The organism is Massilia agilis (assembly GCF_024756255.1).
In the GTDB taxonomy this organism is placed as follows: Bacteria; Pseudomonadota; Gammaproteobacteria; order Burkholderiales; family Burkholderiaceae_D; genus Telluria; species Telluria agilis.
The window spans coordinates 338,306-357,092 of record NZ_JANUHB010000003.1 but is presented as its reverse complement, the minus strand read 5'-3'; the positions used below and the strand labels follow the sequence as shown (position 1 = coordinate 357,092).

The 18,787-nt window shown below is 68.4% G+C and carries 16 protein-coding genes and 3 tRNA genes; 12 read left to right on the top strand and 7 right to left on the bottom strand.

All coding sequences use genetic code 11. The features are described 5' to 3' along the window. Positions 1 to 23: 23 nt before the first annotated feature. From NX774_RS15205 to NX774_RS15195, 3 genes are all read right to left on the bottom strand, one after another. Positions 24 to 98, bottom strand: a tRNA-Thr gene (locus tag NX774_RS15205). A 26-nt stretch (positions 99 to 124) separates the two neighbouring features. Further along, a tRNA-Gly gene (locus tag NX774_RS15200) sits at positions 125 to 198 on the bottom strand. Between the two features lie 44 nt (positions 199 to 242). Then, positions 243 to 328, bottom strand: a tRNA-Tyr gene (locus tag NX774_RS15195). A 208-nt stretch (positions 329 to 536) separates the two neighbouring features. On the opposite strand from NX774_RS15195, the gene NX774_RS15190 reads away from it, so the two are divergent. Further along, positions 537 to 3,779, top strand: coding sequence for an EAL domain-containing protein (locus NX774_RS15190; protein WP_258823082.1), 3,243 nt, complete (start codon positions 537 to 539; stop codon positions 3,777 to 3,779). Here the strand turns inward: NX774_RS15190 and NX774_RS15185 are convergent. The 4 genes from NX774_RS15185 to NX774_RS15170 all read right to left on the bottom strand — a co-directional run bounded on the left by NX774_RS15185 (position 3,745) and on the right by NX774_RS15170 (position 9,329). Continuing rightward, on the bottom strand, positions 3,745 to 5,286 hold the full coding sequence (locus NX774_RS15185; RefSeq protein ID WP_258823081.1) for an HDOD domain-containing protein: 1,542 nt from the start codon (positions 5,284 to 5,286) through the stop codon (positions 3,745 to 3,747). The two genes, NX774_RS15190 and NX774_RS15185, sit on opposite strands and share 35 nt — an antisense overlap. Positions 5,287 to 5,292: 6 nt before the next feature. After that, positions 5,293 to 6,927, bottom strand: a complete 1,635-nt coding sequence (locus NX774_RS15180; protein ID WP_258823080.1) for a tetratricopeptide repeat-containing response regulator — start codon at positions 6,925 to 6,927, stop codon at positions 5,293 to 5,295. Between the two features lie 182 nt (positions 6,928 to 7,109). After that, positions 7,110 to 8,057, bottom strand: coding sequence for a J domain-containing protein (locus NX774_RS15175; RefSeq protein ID WP_258823079.1), 948 nt, complete (start codon positions 8,055 to 8,057; stop codon positions 7,110 to 7,112). A 123-nt stretch (positions 8,058 to 8,180) separates the two neighbouring features. After that, positions 8,181 to 9,329 (bottom strand): class I SAM-dependent methyltransferase, encoded by a 1,149-nt coding sequence (locus tag NX774_RS15170; protein ID WP_258823078.1) that lies wholly within the window; start codon positions 9,327 to 9,329, stop codon positions 8,181 to 8,183. Positions 9,330 to 9,383: 54 nt separating this feature from the next. On the opposite strand from NX774_RS15170, the gene NX774_RS15165 reads away from it, so the two are divergent. The 11 genes from NX774_RS15165 (at position 9,384) to NX774_RS15115 (ending at position 18,785) form a co-directional block, all read left to right on the top strand. Then, on the top strand, positions 9,384 to 10,157 hold the full coding sequence (locus tag NX774_RS15165) for an SDR family oxidoreductase (RefSeq protein WP_258823077.1): 774 nt from the start codon (positions 9,384 to 9,386) through the stop codon (positions 10,155 to 10,157). Between the two features lie 40 nt (positions 10,158 to 10,197). Next, positions 10,198 to 10,590, top strand: a complete 393-nt coding sequence (locus NX774_RS15160; protein WP_258823076.1) for a dihydroneopterin aldolase — start codon at positions 10,198 to 10,200, stop codon at positions 10,588 to 10,590. A 2-nt stretch (positions 10,591 to 10,592) separates the two neighbouring features. Further along, complete coding sequence (ttcA, locus tag NX774_RS15155; RefSeq protein ID WP_258823075.1) at positions 10,593 to 11,504, top strand: tRNA 2-thiocytidine(32) synthetase TtcA; 912 nt, start codon at positions 10,593 to 10,595, stop codon at positions 11,502 to 11,504. 81 nt (positions 11,505 to 11,585) lie between these two features. Beyond that, the gene (locus tag NX774_RS15150; RefSeq protein ID WP_258823074.1) at positions 11,586 to 12,422 is read left to right on the top strand and encodes a cytochrome b/b6 domain-containing protein; all 837 of its coding nucleotides are present in this window, start codon (positions 11,586 to 11,588) and stop codon (positions 12,420 to 12,422) included. Beyond that, on the top strand, positions 12,419 to 13,195 hold the full coding sequence (locus NX774_RS15145; RefSeq protein WP_258823073.1) for a molybdopterin-binding protein: 777 nt from the start codon (positions 12,419 to 12,421) through the stop codon (positions 13,193 to 13,195). Before NX774_RS15150 ends, NX774_RS15145 begins: the two co-directional genes overlap by 4 nt. Positions 13,196 to 13,263: 68 nt before the next feature. After that, entirely contained in the window at positions 13,264 to 13,773 is a 510-nt protein-coding gene (locus tag NX774_RS15140; protein WP_258823072.1) for a SixA phosphatase family protein, read from the top strand. 188 nt (positions 13,774 to 13,961) lie between these two features. Next, on the top strand, positions 13,962 to 14,585 hold the full coding sequence (locus NX774_RS15135) for a glutathione S-transferase family protein (RefSeq protein ID WP_258823071.1): 624 nt from the start codon (positions 13,962 to 13,964) through the stop codon (positions 14,583 to 14,585). Between the two features lie 45 nt (positions 14,586 to 14,630). Next, entirely contained in the window at positions 14,631 to 15,581 is a 951-nt protein-coding gene (locus NX774_RS15130) for a GlcNAc-transferase family protein (RefSeq protein WP_258823070.1), read from the top strand. Positions 15,582 to 15,830: 249 nt separating this feature from the next. Then, positions 15,831 to 16,730: a glycosyltransferase family 2 protein gene (locus NX774_RS15125; protein WP_370660442.1), complete on the top strand. Its 900-nt coding sequence runs from the start codon at positions 15,831 to 15,833 to the stop codon at positions 16,728 to 16,730. Further along, entirely contained in the window at positions 16,723 to 17,115 is a 393-nt protein-coding gene (locus tag NX774_RS15120) for a GtrA family protein (RefSeq protein WP_258823068.1), read from the top strand. Before NX774_RS15125 ends, NX774_RS15120 begins: the two co-directional genes overlap by 8 nt. Next, positions 17,088 to 18,785: a glycosyltransferase family 39 protein gene (locus NX774_RS15115; RefSeq protein WP_258823067.1), complete on the top strand. Its 1,698-nt coding sequence runs from the start codon at positions 17,088 to 17,090 to the stop codon at positions 18,783 to 18,785. The genes NX774_RS15120 and NX774_RS15115 overlap by 28 nt, the downstream gene beginning before the upstream one ends. Positions 18,786 to 18,787 lie beyond the last annotated feature (2 nt).

Genomic DNA, 18,787 nt, shown 5'->3' with positions numbered 1-18,787 from the left:
GTTTTTTGTTACTACTAAAATTCTGGTGCCCTTGACGTGGATTGAACACGTGGCCTCTCCCTTACCAAGGGAGTGCTCTACCACTGAGCTACAAGGGCGATATTCATGCATTGCACGAATTAACTGGAGCGGGTGAAGGGAATCGAACCCTCGTCGTAAGCTTGGAAGGCTTCTGCTCTACCATTGAGCTACACCCGCGAGGCCAACTCCTGCAACCGCAACTGCAAATTCCGCAATCAACTTGGTGGTGGGGGCTGGATTCGAACCAGCGTACTCGTAAGAGGGCAGATTTACAGTCTGCTGCCTTTAACCACTCGGCCACCCCACCCGCGAAGAACCGCAGAGTATGAAGCAAGCACAAAATGCTGTCAACTATTTTCGCCGGTGCTGATCCAACTCAAACAGCTGCTGCGCTTCGGGGCGTGATTGTAACCGCTCGTCCTGCAAGAGTGCAAGGACTGTTTGCCCGCGAATTTTTCACGCTTTTTCACGGCCGCCGCGGGGTGTAACGATTTAGCAACATTCGGAGGGCGTGGATGACCCCAGCGCAATACCCGCAGTGGCGCTGGCCGCAGCTGCTGCTGGCCAATGCCGCGGCGGCGGCGATGTACCTGGCCACGGCCCTGCTCGGCAGCCTGATCGCGCTGGCGCCTAGCTACCCGAGCCCGGTGTTCCCGCCGGCCGGGGTCAGCCTGGCGCTGACAGTGCTGGCCGGCTGGCGCGTGCTGCCCGGGGTGGCGCTGGGGCCGCTGCTGGCCTACTACCTGGCCGACGGCTGGCCCGGCAGCGCCACCGCCGGGGCCAGCGCCGCGCTGGCGGTGGGCGGCACCATGGCCGGGGCCACGCTGCAGGCATGGGCCGGAGCGCGCGCGTTCCGGCACTGGGTCGATCCGGCGATCGACTCCGGGCGCGACGTGCTGCGCTTCCTGCTGATGGCGCCGCTCTCGTGCGTCATCAGCGCCACCGTCAATGTCGGCGTGCTGGCTGCCATCGGCCTGGTCGCCCCGAATGCGCGGCTGGCCACCTGGGTCAACTGGTGGGCCGGCGACACCCTGGGCGTGCTGCTGGCCGCGCCGCTGACGTGGATCGTGTGCGCGCTGCCGCGCTCGCTGTGGCGGCGGCGCTCGGGCGTGGTCGCGCTCCCGCTGGTGGTTGCCGCTTGCGCCGTGCTGGTCACCTACGAGCAGGCGGTGCGCTGGGAGCACGACCAGGCCCAGCACGCGTTCCGCCTGCGCGCGCAGCAGACGGCCGACCTGTTGCAGGCCGAGTTCAACGAGCACGTGCGCTTCGTGCAGACCTTCGCGCTGGCGCTCGGCGACGTGCGCCGCATGCTGTCGCGCGACAAATTCCTGGTGATCGCCCGCAATTACGTGGACGGCCGCCCCGAGCTGCAGGCCATCGACTGGGCGGTGCGGGTGCAGCTGTCCGAGCGCGCCGTGTTCGAGAACTGGGCTCGCAACAATGTCGATCCGCGCTTCTCGATCCTCGACCTCGGGCCTGGCACCGCGACCCGGCCGGCAGGCATCCGGCCGGTGTATTTCCCGGCCCTGTACACCACGCCGATGTCCAACAAGTCGGCGCTCGGGCTCGACTTCCTGAGCGACCCGGACCGGGCGCAGGCCGTGCGCCGCGCGCTGGCCTCGCCCGCGCCTGCCGCCACCGCGCCGATCAAACTGGTCATCAACGCAATGCCCGGCATCGACCTGTTCAAGGCGGTCGGCCAGCCGGGCGAGCCACCGGTCGGCTTGCTGGTGCTGGTCATTAATGCGCGGTTCATGGAGCAGCGCGCCGCCGCCGCCGCCGGGCTGTCCGGCTATGCGCTCGACTTTCGCGACGTGACCGATCGCGTCAGCATGCCGGTGACGGGCGTGGGGCGCCGCGCCACCTCGGATGACTTCCTGGTCGCGCTGTCGTTTGCCGGGCGCCGCTACGCGCTGCGCTTCACCCAGTTGACGCCGGGGCCGCAGTACGGCGTGGCCAGCTGGATCGTGATCACCGCGGGGCTCCTGATGACCGGCCTGCTGGGCGCGCTGATGCTGCTCATCAGCGGCGAGCGCGCGCGCATCGAGGCCGTCGTCAGCGACCGCACCACCCGCCTGCGCGACCGCGAGGCGCGCCTGCAGGCGATCCTCGACAACGCGGGCGATGCCATTGTCACCGTGGATCGCGAGGGGCGGCTGGTATCCGGCAATGCCGCCACCGCCAAGCTGTTCGGCTACCCGCCGCAGCACCTGCCGGGCCTGCCGTTCAGCGCGCTGGTAGCGATGCCGGAAGGCGCACCGGCCCCGGCGCTGCTGGCGCGGCTGGCCGGCGCGCCACCGGAAGAGCGCGACCTGAAGGCCGTGAACGCGCGCGGCGAAGCGTTCCCGGTCACCATCTCGGTGTCGCGCGTGCTGCTGGCGGCCGAGCACCTGTTCGTGTGCATCGTGCACGACCTGTCGGAGCAGTACCGCTCGCAGGAAAAGATCTACCGGCTGGCCCACTTCGATGGCCTGACCGGACTGGAGAATCGCTTCGCGCTGCGCAAGCGCCTGGACGAAGAGCTCGCGCACGCGCGCCGCTCCGGCGAGCCGCTGGCGTTGCTGTTCATCGACCTGGACCACTTCAAGAAGATCAACGACTCCTACGGCCACCATGCCGGCGACCAGCTGCTGGTGGCGGCCAGCGCGCGCATGAAGGACCTGCTGCGCAACGTGGACGCGATCGGGCGCCTGGGCGGCGACGAGTTCGTCATCGTGCTGGGCGGACCGCTGACGCCGGACAGCGTGTCGCTGGTGGCGGTGCGGGTGGTGCAGTCACTGTCCGAGCCCTACCAGCTCAATGGCGTGACGGTGCACAGCGGCGCCAGCGTGGGCGTGGCGCTGTTCCCGGACGACGGCGACGACAGCGCCACGCTGCTGCGCCACGCCGACACCGCCATGTACGCGGCCAAGCGCGAGGGCCGCGGCAACTTCCAGTTCTTCTCCGAGGCGATGAACGCCGCCACCCATGAGCACCTGCTGCTGGAAAACCGCATGTGGACCGCGCTCGAGCGCGAAGGCTTCGAGCTGCACCTGCAGGCCCAGGTGGCGCTGGACACCGGCCGCGTGATCGGCGCCGAAGCGCTGCTGCGCTGGCACGACCCGGAACTGGGCGCGATCGAGCCGAGCCGCTTCATCCCGATCGCCGAGGAGTGCGGCCTGATCCTGCCGCTGGGCGACTGGGTGCTGTCGCGCTCGATGCAGCTGCTGGCCGACTGGCAGCGCGACGGCCTGGCCGGGATGCGCCTGGCGGTGAACCTGTCGGCGCGCCAGTTCGGGGGCGACGCCCTGCTCAGCCGCCTGGACCAGCTGCTGGCGCAGCACCGCATCGACCCCTCGCGCATGGAGCTGGAGATCACCGAGACGGCGGCGATGCGCGACCCCGAAAGCACGCGCCACCTGCTGCGCCAGCTGCGCGCGCGCGGCTTCAAGCTGGCGATCGACGACTTCGGCACCGGCTATTCGTCGCTGGCCTACCTGAAGCTGTTCTCGATCGACCGCATCAAGATCGACCGCGGCTTCGTCAAGGACATCGAGACCAACCCGAACGACGCGGTAATCGTCGCGGCCACCATTGGCCTGGCCCATTCGCTGGGGCTGTCGGTGATCGCGGAAGGGGTCGAGACCCACGCGCAGTGGGGCTTTTTACGCGACAAGCGCGGTGACGAGGGACAGGGCTTTTTGTTCGCGCGCCCGATGCCGGCGCGCGAGTTCCGCGAGTTCCTCAGGACCCAAGCGCAGCCAGTACCTGGCTCTTGAGCGCCTTGATCAGCGCGGTTTCGTCGGGCGGCACGCCTTCCGGCGCGGTGCGCGTGCGGTCGCCGTAGAACAGGCCGACCTGCACCTTGTTCACCACCAGCGGCAGCACGATGAAGCTCCTGGCATCGGGCAGCAGCGCGCGGTGCCAGGACGGCAGCAGCTCGCGGATCTTGGGCGAGGCCGCGTCGGCGATCATCAGGTCGGCGTCGTTCTCCATCGCCAGGTGGAACAGCTCGCGCCGCGATTCGAGCGGGAACGCAAAGCCGGCCTGGCGCGCCGCATGCTCCTCGCCGAACGAAACGCGCGCCCGGTACTGGCCCTGGCGCAGGTCCTTGAGCACCACCGTGGCAAAGCGAAAGCCCATCGACAGGTACAGCGTCTCGAGCACCGCAAAGATGACGTCGTTGACCTTGGCCTTCCCGGCCGCGCGCATCTGGGTCACGTCCTGCAGGCCGGACAGCAGCTGCTCGCGCGCGTTCTTCGGCTTGCCGCTGGCGTGGCGGCCTTCCTGTTCGCCGCCATCGTCCAGCGTGGCCTGCTGCAGCACGCTGGGCAGGCCCGGCGCGTCGTGCGCCGCTTCGTCGGCCTTGGGCGCGCGCGACATGTTCATGCTCTCGAGCAGGCTGTCCATCTCGCCGCGCACGGTGGCGAACAGCCCTTCCAGTTCGCCCCTGCCGATGCCCAGCGCCTGGCCGTAGCGCGCCACCAGCGCCTGCGCCTCCGGGGTCTCGCCCGGCTCGGCCGCGCGCGCGACCAGGCGCGCCACGTCCAGGCCGAACGCGGCCACCTGGCGCATCCAGTCGCCACGGTTGGCGGGCACCTTGAGCACGCCGGACGGCGGCGCAGTCAGCGCGCGCACGATCACGTCGGGGATCTGCCATTCGCCCAGCACCGCTTCGGACAGCGCGTCGTAGCTGCAGCCCAGCACCATCTGCGCGGCCTGGCCGAGGGTGTGCTTGCCGGTCGCGGCCAGCTTGTTGATCTCGCGGTAGCTGTCATGCGCGTGCGAGGCCACCAGCAGCGGGCCGAGGTTCTTGAACAGCGCCGCGATGGCGGCTTCCTCGGCGCCCTGGAAGTGGCTCTTCTTGGCCAGCTCGCGGCCCACCAGGCTGGCGCACAGCGAGGCCTCGAGCTCGACGCGCACGCTGTTGGCATGGGCGCTCGCGCCCAGCGCATCGACCAGCATCATGGCCAGCGCGGCGGTCTTGACGGTGTCAAAGCCCAGCAGCGAAATGGCGCGCGAGACCGTGGTCACCGGCAGCCCGGACGCGGTGCGGTAGGTGACCGTGTTCGACAGGCGCAGGATACGCTGGGTCAGCGCCACGTCCGACAGCACGTAGTAGGCCAGGTCGTGCGTGCCCTGGTCGTCCGAGGTGGCCATCTGGACCACGCGCGCGACCGAGCTGCCGAGCGCGAACATCTCGTCGTCGCCGCTCACTTTGGCCAGCAGCTTGCCCCGCACGTCGCGTGCGCCGCCGGCCGGCTCCTTGTGGATACCCTCTGCCATGAATGCTTACCCTGCTTTGCGGATGCGCGGGCCTTTGTTGTACTTCCTGAGGACCTGCTGGTGCAACGCGACCAGCGCCGGCAGCTTGGGATTGCGCCCGTCCAGGCGGCGCACGCTGTCCACCAGGCCCGGCACGCTGGCAGCGAGCTTGTCGTCCCAGCCGGCGTGCTCGAGGCAGCGCAGGATGGCCAGCGCCGCGTTGAACGCCACCGCCGGGTTGCCCGGCATTTTGGCGGCCGCTTCCTGCATCAGTTCGACCGCGCCGAGGTAGTCGCCGGCACGCGCCTTGGCCGCGCCGGACGCGACCAGGTCGACCACCTGCTGGCGGGTCTCCTGCGCCAGGCGCGCCGCCATCTCGCCGTGGCCGGCCTGCTGCAGCACGTCCATCGCCTTGGCCATCGCCGCGTCGCCGCTGGCGTTGCGCATCACGTCGCGCACTACTTCGGCCGCACCCTCCTCCATGCCGTTGGCCAGGCAGGTGCGCGCCAGCTCCAGCTTCAGCTCGGGCGACAGCTCGGGCGCGTCCTTGCAGGCGGCCATCGCGGCCTTGAGCGATTCGTTCAGGCGGTCGGTGTTGCCGGTGTGCTGGTGCAGCATCATGGAAGAGATCGCGCTGCAGGCGCTGGCGTTCTTCTGTCCGCCGAGCGAACGGTCCAGGTCGCGGATCACGGCGGCGGCCTGGTCGGGCTCGTTCTTGGTCACCAGCGCGCGCACCAGCTTGACGTGATCCTCGGGATCGCGGAATTCCGAATACTTGGCCTTGGTGACGACCTGGCGCAGTGACTTTTCGGCGGTGTCGGCGTCGCCCGCGGCCAGCGCGGTCTCGCCCAGCGTGCGCAGGCGGCGCACCACGTGCGGCGACACCGCGACCGCGTCGGCCAGCACGCCCTGCGACTTGTCCAGCGCGCCCAGCGCGGCGTGGGTGCGCGCCAGCCAGTCGTAGGCGTCGACGAAGTTCTTGTTGGAGGCGACCAGCTCCTCCAGGATGGCCTGCGCCTCGTCGTAGCGGGCGCGCTCGAACAGGGTCTTGGCCAGGCCAAGGCGCGCCCACGGGATCTGCTTTTCCTCGGCCAGCGCGCGGTAGATCGGCTCGGCCTGGTCGAATTCGCCCTGCAGCATCAGCTGCTCGGCGCGCAGGCGCTGGAACTCGAGCGCGTAGCGCGGGAACGCCTGCTCGGCCTCCAGGCAGGCGGCGATCGCCTCACGCTGGTGGCCGGCGTCGATCAGGGTGTGCGCCGGCATGAAGGCGCGGCGGCGCTCCAGCGCGCGCGTGATGCGCTCGAGCAGGCGGTCGGCATTGAACGGCTTGAGGATGTAGTCGGTGGGCGCCAGCTCGGCGGCGCTGACCACGCGCCCGTAATCGCCCTCGGCCGTGACCATGAAGAACATGGTCGACAGCGGGATCAGGCGGTGGTGGCGCAGGTCTTCCAGCAGCTGCTGGCCATCCTGCCCGCCGCCCAGTTCATACTCGCACAGGATCAGGTCATATGGCTTGGCGGCCACCTGCTTGATCGCCTGGTTGGAACTGGCCACCCCAGTGATGGTGGACAGGCCAATCATGGTCAGCATGTTCTGGACGCTGGTGCGCATGCCAGCGTTGGGATCGATGATCAGGGCCGACAGTCCGTCCAGTTGGTTCATGTCCAGTTCATTCCGATGTGAGGCCGCCCCTGCCGGGGCGTTCGGGCGGCCGCAGCCGCGTTTGTTTGTCTCGGAGCAAGTATATTACGACGGAGACAAGAAAATATTCAATCCGGCTGGACAAAACGCAAAACTAAGCGAAAACCGTGGAGAAAAACGACAGTCGGGGCCGGAAAACCGGTTCAGGAGGCGGCTGGAGCCTGGCGCTGGGCCGTGCGGCGGCCGTTGACGCACTCGCCGTGGACGCTGCCGGAAAGGATGTTCTGGTAGCGCACTTCGTACTTGCCGGCGGCCAGCTTGTCGATGACGAGGCGCCCCCTGCCCTGCACGTAGGCATGGCGCACGTTGGCGCGCCGGTCCAGGTCGTAGATCTTGACGAACACCGGGGACGGATTGGCGCTGTTGTCCACCACCACCTGCATCTCGTCGCCCATGTTGCCCACCGGGTAGCCGGTCAGGTAGCCGGACTGGACCGGCCAGGGGTCGCCGTTGGGCGCGACCAGGCTTTGCAGGTCGGTTTCGCAGTCCGGCGCGCGCGCCGGCACCACCAGCTGGGTCACGGCCAGCGCCTTGATGTCCGGCGCCGGGTCGCGCGCGTCGGCGCCGTAGGGGATCGCCCAGCCGTCGCGCCCCGGGTCGGACACCGGGTCGGGCCGCTGGACCGGCACCCCGATCGCCTTGCCGCCCCAGGCCAGGGCCGACGGCAGCAGGCTCGACGGAGGGGCCAGCAGCAGCGAAGTCGCGGCGCCGGCCACGAAGCACACCGACATCCCCAGCCACCAGCGCGCGTCGCGCAGCAGGCGCCGGCGCGGGTGGCTCGGCACCGGCTGCGCTTCCCAGGCTTCGTGCCTGGCGCGCTCGCGCCCCTCCTCGGTTCTGGTGCTTTCCAGCCACTCGACTTCCCACTCCTCGGCCGCGATCCATTCGTCGTGCTCCTTGCGGCGCACCGGGTCGGACAGCGTGTTGTAGGCGGTGTTGACGATGGCCATGATGCGCGCGGCCTTTTCGTCGCCGGGATTCTTGTCGGGATGGTATTTCTGGCTCAGGGCCTTGTACGCCGCACGAATGACCTCCTGCGGCGCCTGGCGCGACACCTTCAGGTTGTCATAGTGGGTGTGGATCTTGGCCATGGATTATCCAGCTGTGCGGGGGGCGTGCGCCATCATTCTTGACTTTATGATAGCCGATCCTGATCCCCACGCCACCGTCCAGCGCTGCCGGACGGCTATCCGCTGCGCAATGTGTTGGCAAGTCTACAACTTGTAGCTGCGGTCGGCGCGCACGATTGTGTCGGGCAGGCTTACCCCGCGGCCCACCGCCAGCACCTTGAACAATTCGCCCATTTCGCTGGGGGCAACCAGCTTTTGCAGCGCGCGCGCCTGCGGCAGGTAGCGCAGCGCGTCGGCCGGGTCGGTCTGCAGCAGCAGCTCGCCAATGCCGGCGGCAAGCAGGAACGCGGCCTGCGGCATGTAGGCCAGCACATCCAGCCCCGCATCCTGGGCGGCCAGCGCCATGGCGGTGAAGTCCACGTGCGCCGTGATGTCCTGCAGGCCCGGCAGGTAGAACGGCTCGGGGTGGGCGTGGTGGCGGTAGTGGCACATCACGGTGCCGGTGTCGCGCTGCGGGTGGTAATACTCGTGGGCCGGGAAACCGTAGTCGATGAGGATGGCGGCGCCGCGGCCGCCCTCGAACAGCCGCGCGAGCGAGGCCATGAAGCCGCACGCGACCGGATGCACCTCGGTCACGTAGCCGTCGGGCAGGCTGTCCGCGTCCGGCACCTGGCGCAGGACCTGTGCGGCCAGCGCACCGTCGGGCTCGGCATCGACCCAGGCGAAGGCGCCGTCTTGCAGCGTGACCATGCGGCGGCGCCAGCCGTGCTGCGCCTTGACCACCAGCTCCACCGGCATCGCGTCGAGCACCTCGTTGGCCAGCACGACGCCGGAAAAGCCCTCGGGCAGCGTGTCGGCCCATGCCACCATCGGAAAGTCGCGCAGCAGGTCCTGCTGGCGCGCGCGCAGTTCGCCGGACAGGTCGATGATGGTGTAGCTGTCCACCTGCACGCCTTGCTGTGCCAGGCTGGTGAGCACGTCGCGCGCCAGCTTGCCGGTGCCGGCGCCGAATTCGATGATGTTGGGCGCGCTTTGGGCGATAATAGCGGCTGCCACGCGCCCCAGGGCCGCGCCGAACAGCGGCGTGATCTCGGGCGCGGTGGTGAAGTCGCCCTCGGCTCCAAGCTTGGCGGCGCCGCCGCTGTAGTAGCCCAGGCGCGGCGCGTACAGGGCCAGCTCCATGAAGCGCGAGAAGGCAATGGCGCCGCCTTGCTGTTCGATTTCCTCGCCGATCAGGCGATGCAAGGCCGAGGACGCGGCCAGCGCGTCGGGATCTGGTGCAGGTAGGGACATGCCGGCATTGTAACGAGAATCGACTGCTGCCGACAGATGACGCATGCACAGCTGATGAACCAACACGACGACAAACCGCAGGTGGCGCTGGTGACGGGCGCCGGCAAGCGCATCGGGCGCGCGATCGCGCTCGCGCTGGCGCGCGCCGGCTGGGACGTGGCGGTGCACTACCGCGCCTCGGCACGCGAAGCCGAGGAAACCGCCGAAGCGATCCGCGCGCTGGGCCGCCGCGCGCACCTGCTGGCGGCCGACCTTGCGCAGGAAGACGAGGTGCGCGCCCTGCCCGCGCGCGCGGCCGCGGCGCTGGGCCGGGTCACCTGCGTGGTCAACAATGCATCGCTGTTCGAGTACGACAGCGCGACCACCTTCTCGCCCGCCCTGCTGGCCGCGCACATGCAGGCCAACCTGGCCGCGCCGCTGCTGCTGGCGCAGGCGCTGCACGCGGCCACGCCGCAGGGCAGCCAGGCCGTGGTGATTAACCTGCTCGACCAGAAACTGTACAATCTCAACCCCGATTTTCTGTCGTACACGCTGTCGAAGTCGGCGCTGCACACCGCCACCACGATGCTGGCCCAGGCGCTGGCGCCCACGGTGCGCGTGGTCGGCGTGGCGCCCGGCATCACGATGGTGTCGGGCGACCAGACCGAGGAAGGCTTCGCCAAGGCGCACCAGCAAACGCCGCTGGGCCGTTCCTCGACCCTTGACGACGTCGCCGACGCCGTGGTGTACGCGGCCACGGCACGCGCGCTGACCGGCACCACCCTGCTGGTCGATGGCGGCCAGCACCTGGTGCCGCTGGCGCGTGACGTGATGTTCCTGACCAATTGAAGCGCCGGCTGTCCGGCACAACCTCAAGAGACCACCTTTTATGATGTCCGCCCTGTTCCACCCCAGCCTGCGCGATTGCCGCCGGCTGTTCCTGCGCAATTACGAAGTCATGGTCAACATTGGCGTGCACGACTTCGAAAAGAAAGGCGAGCAGCGCGTGCTGATCAACGTCGACCTGTACATCCCGCTGGCGCAGTCCACGCCGAAAGCCGACCAGCTGTCGGAAGTGGTGGACTACGACTTCATGCGCGAGACCATCGCGCGCCGCATGGCCCAGGGCCACGTGCACCTGCAGGAGACCTTGTGCGACGACGTCGCGCGCTCGATGCTGTCGCACCCGCTGGTGCGCGCGGTGCGCGTGTCGACCATGAAGCCGGACGTGTATCCCGACTGCGAGGGCGTGGGCGTCGAAGTTTTCCAGATCAAGGATTGAGCATGACTGAAGCACTGAGCGCGGAACTGTCCGCCAAGCAGATCGACAAGATCGCGCACGAGAACAACAAGCTGCACAAGCGGCTGTGCCGCCTGGTGGGCCAGGCCATCGGCGACTTCAACATGATCGAGGACGGCGACAAGGTGATGGTGTGCCTGTCCGGCGGCAAGGACAGCTACGCCCTGCTCGACATCTTGATGACGCTGCGCGAGCGCGCGCCGATCCACTTCGACATCGTGGCCGTGAACCTGGACCAGAAGCAGCCGGGCTTTCCGGCCGACGTGCTGCCGGGCTACCTGAGCAAGCTGGGCATCCCGTTCCACATCGAGAACCAGGACACATACAGCATCGTCAAGCGCCTGATCCCGGAAGGCAAGACCACCTGCTCGCTGTGCTCGCGCCTGCGCCGCGGCATCCTGTACCGCGTGGCCGATGAACTAGGCTGCAACAAGATCGCGCTGGGCCACCACCGCGACGACATCCTCGAGACCTTCTTCCTCAACATGTTCTTCGGCGGCAAGCTCAAGGGCATGCCGGCCAAACTAGTGTCGGATGACGGCAAGCACATGGTGATCCGCCCGATGGCCTACGTGAAGGAAGAGGACACCGCGCGCTACGCCGAGGTCAAGCAGTTCCCGATCATCCCGTGCGACCTGTGCGGCTCGCAGGAGAACCTGCAGAGGAAGCAAATCAAGAACCTGATGCGCGAGTGGGAGAAGAAGCATCCGGGGCGCGTGGAGAACATCTTCTCGGCGCTGTCCACCGTGGTGCCGTCGCACCTGATGGACCGCTCGCTGTTCGGCTTTATCGACATCAAGGCCGACGGAGTGGCCAATCCCAACGGCGACATCGCGTTCGACGAGGAGCCGTGCTCAACGCCGGAGACCAATACGATCTCGCTGCAGCGCCGCTGATCCCTGCCCGGCCTCGGCCGGGCAACGCAACATCCCCAAGTTTTCGCAGTCCAAGGCTCTGAACCTCGATTCGGAGTCTTTATGTCACGCCCCCCATCCGACAGCAGGCAACGGATTTACCGCCATCGCCTGCCCGTGCGGATCATGCACTGGACGAACGCAATCTGCTTCTTCGTCATGCTGATGAGCGGGCTGGGCATCTTCAACGCGCATCCCAGCCTGTACTGGGGCCGAGAATCGGATTTCGACGCGCCGCTGCTCTCGATTACCGCCGAACGCGGCGCGGACGGCCAGCCGCACGGCATGGTGCTCGTCGGTGACCACCGCTTCGGCACCGATGGCGTGCTGGGCGCCTCGCGCGTAGGCGGCAGCGGCAACAAGGTCGAGCGCGCATTCCCGTCGTGGGCCACACTCCCCGGGCCGCAGTACCTGGCCACGGCGCGCAACTGGCACCTGTTCTTCGCGTGGGTCTTCGTTATCAATGGCATTGCCTACGTCACCTACGCGATCTCGAGCGGCCACCTGCGGCGCGACCTGTTGCCCACGCGGCGCGAGCTGCGCGGCATCGGCGCGTCGATCCGCGACCACCTGCGCCTGCGCCATCCGCACGGCGAGGCCGCGCGGCGCTACAACGTGCTGCAGAACCTGGCCTACCTGTTCGTCATCTTCGTGGTGCTGCCGTTGATCGTGGTGGCGGGACTGGCGATGTCGCCGCGCATAGACACGCTGGTCGGCGCCGGCTGGGTGGACCTGCTGGGCGGGCGGCAGTCGGCGCGCACGCTGCATTTCATCGCCGCGTTCACGCTGCTGGCTTTCCTTGTGGTGCACCTTTTCGAGGTCGCCGTCACGGGGCTGTGGAACAACCTGCGCTCGATGGTCACGGGCACCTACGAGTTACCCAAAGAGGCATCGCCGTGAGCACGCCGCGCCGCCAGTTCCTGCGCCTGGCCGCCGGCACGCTCGCGACGGGCGCGCTGGCGGGCTGCGACCGCTTGTCCGAAAGCGCGTCTTTCACCGGCTTCCTGCGGCGGGCGCAGTACCTGAGCCGCTGGGCACAAGATCTGTTGACTGGACCGGACGCGCTGGCGCAGGAGTTTACCGAGGACGACATCACGTCCGACTTTCGCAGCAACGGCACATCGATGCCCGACAGCGCGCTGTACCGCGAGCTGGCCAACGGCGGCTTTCGCGACTGGGCATTGGCAGTGGGCGGGATGGTGCGCCAGCCGCTCAAGCTCAGCCTGGCGCAATTGAAGACGCTGCCCTCGCGCACCCAAGTCACGCGGCACGACTGCGTCGAGGGCTGGAGCGCAATCGCCAAGTGGACCGGCGTGCCGCTGGCGCGCGTGCTCGACCTTGCCGCCCCGCTGCCGCAGGCGCGCTATGTGGTGTTCCACTGCGCCGACCCGATGGATGGCTCGGACCGCACCGCGCCGCAGTCCACCTACTACGAAAGCCTGGACCTGCGCGAGGCGCGGCATGCGCAAACCATCCTCGCCTACGGCCTGAACGACGAGCCCCTGCCGGTCGCGAACGGCGCCCCGCTGCGCCTGCGGGTCGAGCGGCAGCTGGGCTACAAGCACGCCAAGTACCTGATGCGCATCGTGCTGGTGGACCGGCTCGATGGCATCCGCGGCGGCAAGGGCGGGTACTGGGAAGATCTCGGCTACGAGTGGTACGCCGGGATCTGAGCCGTGCATTCAGCGGCCCAGCTCGGCCGTGGTAGCATCGCCGGCTTGAGAACCCGCAAAGGACCGTCATGAAACGCTTGCTGCACTCCCTTCCGCTGGCCGCCGCGCTGCTGGCGCCGCTGGCCGCGCTGGCCGAACCGTCCGCCATCTACCTCGTGCGTCACGCCGAAAAGGCGGCCACCGGCAAGGACCCGGAACTGACGGCCGAGGGTCAGGCACGGGCGCGCAACATCGCGGCAATCCTGCAGCACACCGGCATCACCCACGTGTTCAGCACGCCTTACGTGCGCACACGCCAGACCGCCCAGCCGCTGGCGCAGCGCAACGCCCTGGCAGTGGAAACCTACGACCCGCGTGAGCCGAAGGCACTGGTGGACAGGGTCAGGGCGCTCAGCGGCGCGGTGCTGGTGGTCGGGCATTCCAACACCGTGCTCGAGCTGGTGCGCCTGTTCGGCGGCACACCGGGCGCCGACATCGCGGACGACGAATACGACCGGCTGTACCAGCTGGCGCCGGCGGCGGGCGGCGCGGTGGCGACTGTGCGGCTCACCTCCCTGCCGCCGTCCGCCGCGCACTAGGCGCGGTGGCAGCGCCTGCGGTGGCCATGCCGCCGCCGGCCGCGCTCTCCTGCGTTTCTCACCGAAACTCACACCTTGAGCATGCCTTACTAGAAGTTAGCGCAGCCGTGCGCGCAGCGGTAGCGGCCGTGCTACCATCCGCGGATGGGCTGCACCGCGGCCGGCCACCCGCCACTGGAGGACATCCGATGGACCAACATGTCACCCTGTTCCATTCACCCCGTTCGCGTTCCCGCGGCGTACGCGCCCTGCTCGAGGAGCTTGGCGCCAGCTACGACCTGCACGTGCTGGACATGAACAAGAACCAGCAGCGCGAGCCGGCCTACCTGGCGATCAACCCGATGGGCAAGGTGCCGGCGATCCGGCACGGCGACGCGATCGTGACCGAGCAGCCGGCGATCTTCCTGTACCTGGCCGACCTGTACGCCAGCGCCGGCCTGGCGCCGGCCATCGGCGACCCGCTGCGCGGCCCCTACCTGCGCTGGACGGTGTTCTACGGCTCGTGCTTCGAGCCGGCCGTGATGGACCGTTCGATGCAGCGCGAGGGCGGCCAGCGCAGCAGCAGCCCGTACGGCGACTACGACACGATGCTGGCGGCGCTGACCGGGCAATTGCGCGCCGGCCCCTGGCTGCTGGGCGAGCGCTTCACCGCGGCCGACGTGCTGTGGGGCGGTGCACTGGCCTGGACCACGGCCTTCAAACTGGTGCCGGACCTGCCCGAAATCGACGAATACATCCGCCGTGTCAACAGCCGCCCGGCCATTGCCCGCGCGCGCGAACTGGACGAGGCGCTGGCCAGGTCGCTGGGCTGAGGCCAGCGGCATGTTGCATGACCCTTTCAACGCAGTGAACCAAGCATGAAAGAGACCATCTTCCTGAGCATCGCGTCCTACCTCGACCCGATGCTGTTTTTCACCCTGAACGATGCCGTGGCCAAGGCCAGCCATCCCGAGCGGCTGGCATTCGCCGTGGTGGACCAGAACACAGAGGACCAGCGCGCGGCCATTGCGGCGTTGCCGTTCGCGCGCCAGGTGCGCTACGTCCACCTGCACCCCGAGGACACGCTGGGTGTGTCGTGGGCACGCAACGTGGCGTTCTCGCTGTACGATGGCGAGGACTACCTGCTGCAGATCGATTCGCACATGCTGTTCGAGCAGGACTGGGACAGCAAACTGCTGGCGCAGCACGCCAAGCTGCGCATGCGCTCGGCCAAGCCGGTGGTCAGCACCTACCCGTACCGCTTCGACTTCGTGGACGGCGTGCCGCAGCCGATGAAAAACGAAGGCCGCACCGCGCTGGTGCTGCGTCCGCACCCGGAAAAGAACCCGTCCGCCGAGGACGCCGTGCTGCGCTTCATGGCGCGCCACCTGTTCACCGACGAGCCGGTGCTGGGCTGCCACGTGTCGGCCGGCTTCCTGTTCGCGGCCGGCGCCTTCGTCGAGGAAGTGCCGTACGACCCTTACCTGTACTTCCATGGCGAGGAGCAAAGCCTGGCGGTGCGTGCGTTCACCCGCGGCTGGGACATTTTCCATCCACTGCTCATTCCCGTGTACCACTTGTACAAGAGCGAGGGCACGGCCTACACCACCCACCACTGGCATGGCGAGAGCGAGGCGCGGCGCGCGTTCCGTTCAAGCTACCTGCAGGAGCGCGCCAAGCAACGCCTTAACCGCCTGCTGATGGGCGACGGCCTGCCGGGCGCCTATGGCCTGGGCAATGTGCGCACGATGCAGCAGTTCCGCGAGCTGTCCGGCATCGACTACGCCAACCAGACCATCACGGACCCCTTCGACGGCAAGCTGTGCTGACCGGCCGGTAGCCCCACGCCGGCTGCCCGCGCGCAGCGCGCGCCGAACTCACCCCACCCTGCTCAGTCAAACGAGTCATCGTTGAACCAGCGACGCCCCCGGCGTTGCTCGCAGGGGGGGCCTGACATGCGCTCGCTAAACGAAAGGCCGGCCGATCCCGCGCTGGCCGGTGCGAAGCCGTCGCCGTGGCGCAAAGGTGATGCACATCCATTGCTGTCGCTCGTCGTACCGTTCTACAACGAGGCCGAGATGGTCGAGGTGTTCTTCGGCCAGGTGATCCCCGAGCTGGAACGCATTGCCGACATCCGTTTCGAGGTGCTGTGCGTGAACGACGGCAGCGCCGATGCCACCCTCGACAAGCTGGTGGCGATCGCGCAGCAGGACCCGCGCGTGCGCGTGGTGGACCTGACGCGCAACTTCGGCAAGGAGGCGGCGCTGTCGGCCGCCATCGACGAGGCGCGCGGCGACCTCATCGTGCCGTTCGACGCCGACCTGCAAGACCCACCCTCCGTCATTGCCGCGCTGGTCGAGAAATGGCGTGAGGGCTACGACGTGGTGCTGGCCCGGCGCTGCAACCGCGATGCCGATTCCGCGCTCAAGAAATTGACCGCGCGCTGGTTCTACCGCATGCACAACGCGGTCGCGGACCTGCAGATTCCCGAGAACGTGGGCGACTTCCGCCTGTTCACGCGCGAGGTGGGCGAGGCGCTCAAGCGGCTGCCCGAATGCCGCCGCTTCATGAAAGGGCTGTTCGCGTGGGTCGGCTTTCGCACCGCTGTGGTGGAATACGCGCGCGCCCCGCGTGCGGCGGGCGCAAGCAAGTTCTCGGGCTGGAAGCTGTGGAACTTCGCGGTCGAGGGCTTCACCAGCTTTTCCACGCTACCGCTGCGGGTGTGGACCTATGTGGGCGTGGCAGTCGCCTTCTTCGCGCTGTGCCGCGCGGCCTGGCTGGTGCTGCGCACCTTGCTCTACGGCGTGGACGTGCCGGGCTACGCCTCGCTCGCCACCGCCATCCTGCTGCTGGGGGGAATCCAGCTGATCGGCATCGGCGTGCTGGGTGAGTACGTCGGGCGCATCTACCTGGAATCGAAGAAGCGGCCGGTGTACCTGATCCGGCGGCGCTACGAGCAGCGGGCTGCGAATGCCTGAACACGTCGCCCTGCCCCGGTTCGTGCTGTACGCGGCGGCCGGCGCGGTCGGTACAGCCGGGCATTACGCGGTGCTGGCCACGCTGGTGTGGGCGGCCTGGCTGGCGCCCGACCTGGCGTCGATGTGCGGTGCGCTGGTTGGCGCGGGCATCAACTTCCTGCTCAACGCGCGCCTGACCTTCCGGCGCCGGGCCACGCTGCCGGCGGCGTGGCGGTTCGGCGCCACGGCGCTTGCCGCCGCGGCGGCCAACGGCCTGGCCATGGCGCTGCTCACACGCTGGCTGCGCGTGCCGTGGCTGGCTGCGCAGGCGCTCGTGACTGCGCTGCTCCTGACCCTAACCTTCCTGGTGAATTCGCGATGGACCTTCCGCTCCAACCCAAGGTAGATGCGTCGCTGCCGCTGCGTGTGAAGCGCTGGCCGCTGGACGAGGTGCTCGACGAGCGCTGCCCGCTCACGCCGCGGCAATTCTGGACGCTCTGCGCCGCCGCATGCGCGATCGCACTGCTGGTGCGGCTGCCCGCGCTGGCCAGCCGTTCGCTGTGGCTGGACGAAGCTTACAGCGCCTGGTTCTCGGCGGTGCCGCTGCACGATCTGTGGACCCGGGTGCCGCTGTACGAAACCCATCCACCGTTCTACTACACGCTGCTCAAGGGCTGGCGCCTGCTTGCCGGCTCCAGCGAGGCCGGCCTGCGCTCGCTGTCGGTGCTGGCGAGCCTGGCCACCGTGCTGTTCATGGCGCTCGCGCCGCGCCTGGCACGACTGGGGCCGCTGGCCGAGCGCGTCGGGCTGCTGGGCGCCCTGTTCCTTGCCCTGAACGCGGGCAACGTGCAGTTCGCGCAGGACGCCCGGCCGTACGCGCTGCAAACGCTCACCGCCGCGGTCGCGATCTTCTGCTCGTTCATGCTGCTGCACGAAAGCCGCGCCGGATTCTCGCGGCGGACGTGGACGTGGGCGGGGCTGCTGGCCGTGTCCGCCGGCCTGACGCTGTGGCTGCACAACACCGGCATCTTTGTCGCATTCGGTATCTGGACCGCGCTGGCATGCGCGCTGGCGCGGCAGGCGCCGCAGCGTCGCGGGCAGCAGCTGGTACTGGTGGGCGCGGCAGGACTTGGCGCGTTCCTGATCTGGCTGCCGTTCCTGCCGATGTTCCTCAAGCAGGGCGAGGGGGTGTCGCAACTGGCCTACTGGATCAAGTTCACGCCGTCGGGGCTGCCCTCGGCCTGGGTGCTGGCCGCGGGCGGCAAGGCGATCAAGGCGCCGGCGGCGCTGCTCGGGCTGGCCGGCATCTACTGGCTGTGGCAGCGACGGCGCGACCTGGCCTGGCACCTGGTGCTGCTGTTCGCGGTGGCGCCGCTGACGATGGCGGCCTACAGCTACTTCATCAAGCCGATCTTCCTGGCCCGGCTGTTCGAGTGGCTGGCGCCGCTGATGATGGCCACGATGGCGCTGGGCGCGTTTGCGCTGCGCCCGCCGCTGCGCAAGCTGGCCATCGCCATCACGCTCGCGGCCATGAGCTGGGCCACCTACCGGTACTACTTCAAGATCATGGAGAACTGGCGCGAGATGGTCACCATGATCGCGGCGCGTGCCCAGCCGGGCGACCTCGTGATCGCCTTTCCCAACGAAGTGCAGCCGTCGATCGACTACTACCTGGAGCGCACCCACATGGCGGCCGAGATCGTGTACCTGCCGCGGCCATTTCCCGCGCCCGGCATGGACCGGCGCTACGTCGGCAACCTGGGCGCGCCAGCCGTGGACCTGCCCGACGTTCAGCGCGTGCGCGCAATGGTGCCGCATTACCGCCGCATCTGGCTGATCGAGCGCCGGGCCGACCTGTACGATCCGTCCGAGTCGGTGTCGCAAGAGATCGAACGGCGTTTCGCGCCGGTCGAAGTGTTCGAGGACATCGGCGCCCAGATCACGCTGTTCGTGCCGCGCCAGCAGGTCGCGCGCGGCACGCGCCCGCGCCACTACGGGCCGGTGGCCGAGTTCAAGGCGCAGCAGGCGCGGCGCCTGCGTGAAGAGTCAGCGACGGTTGAACCGCGCCAGCCGTGAGG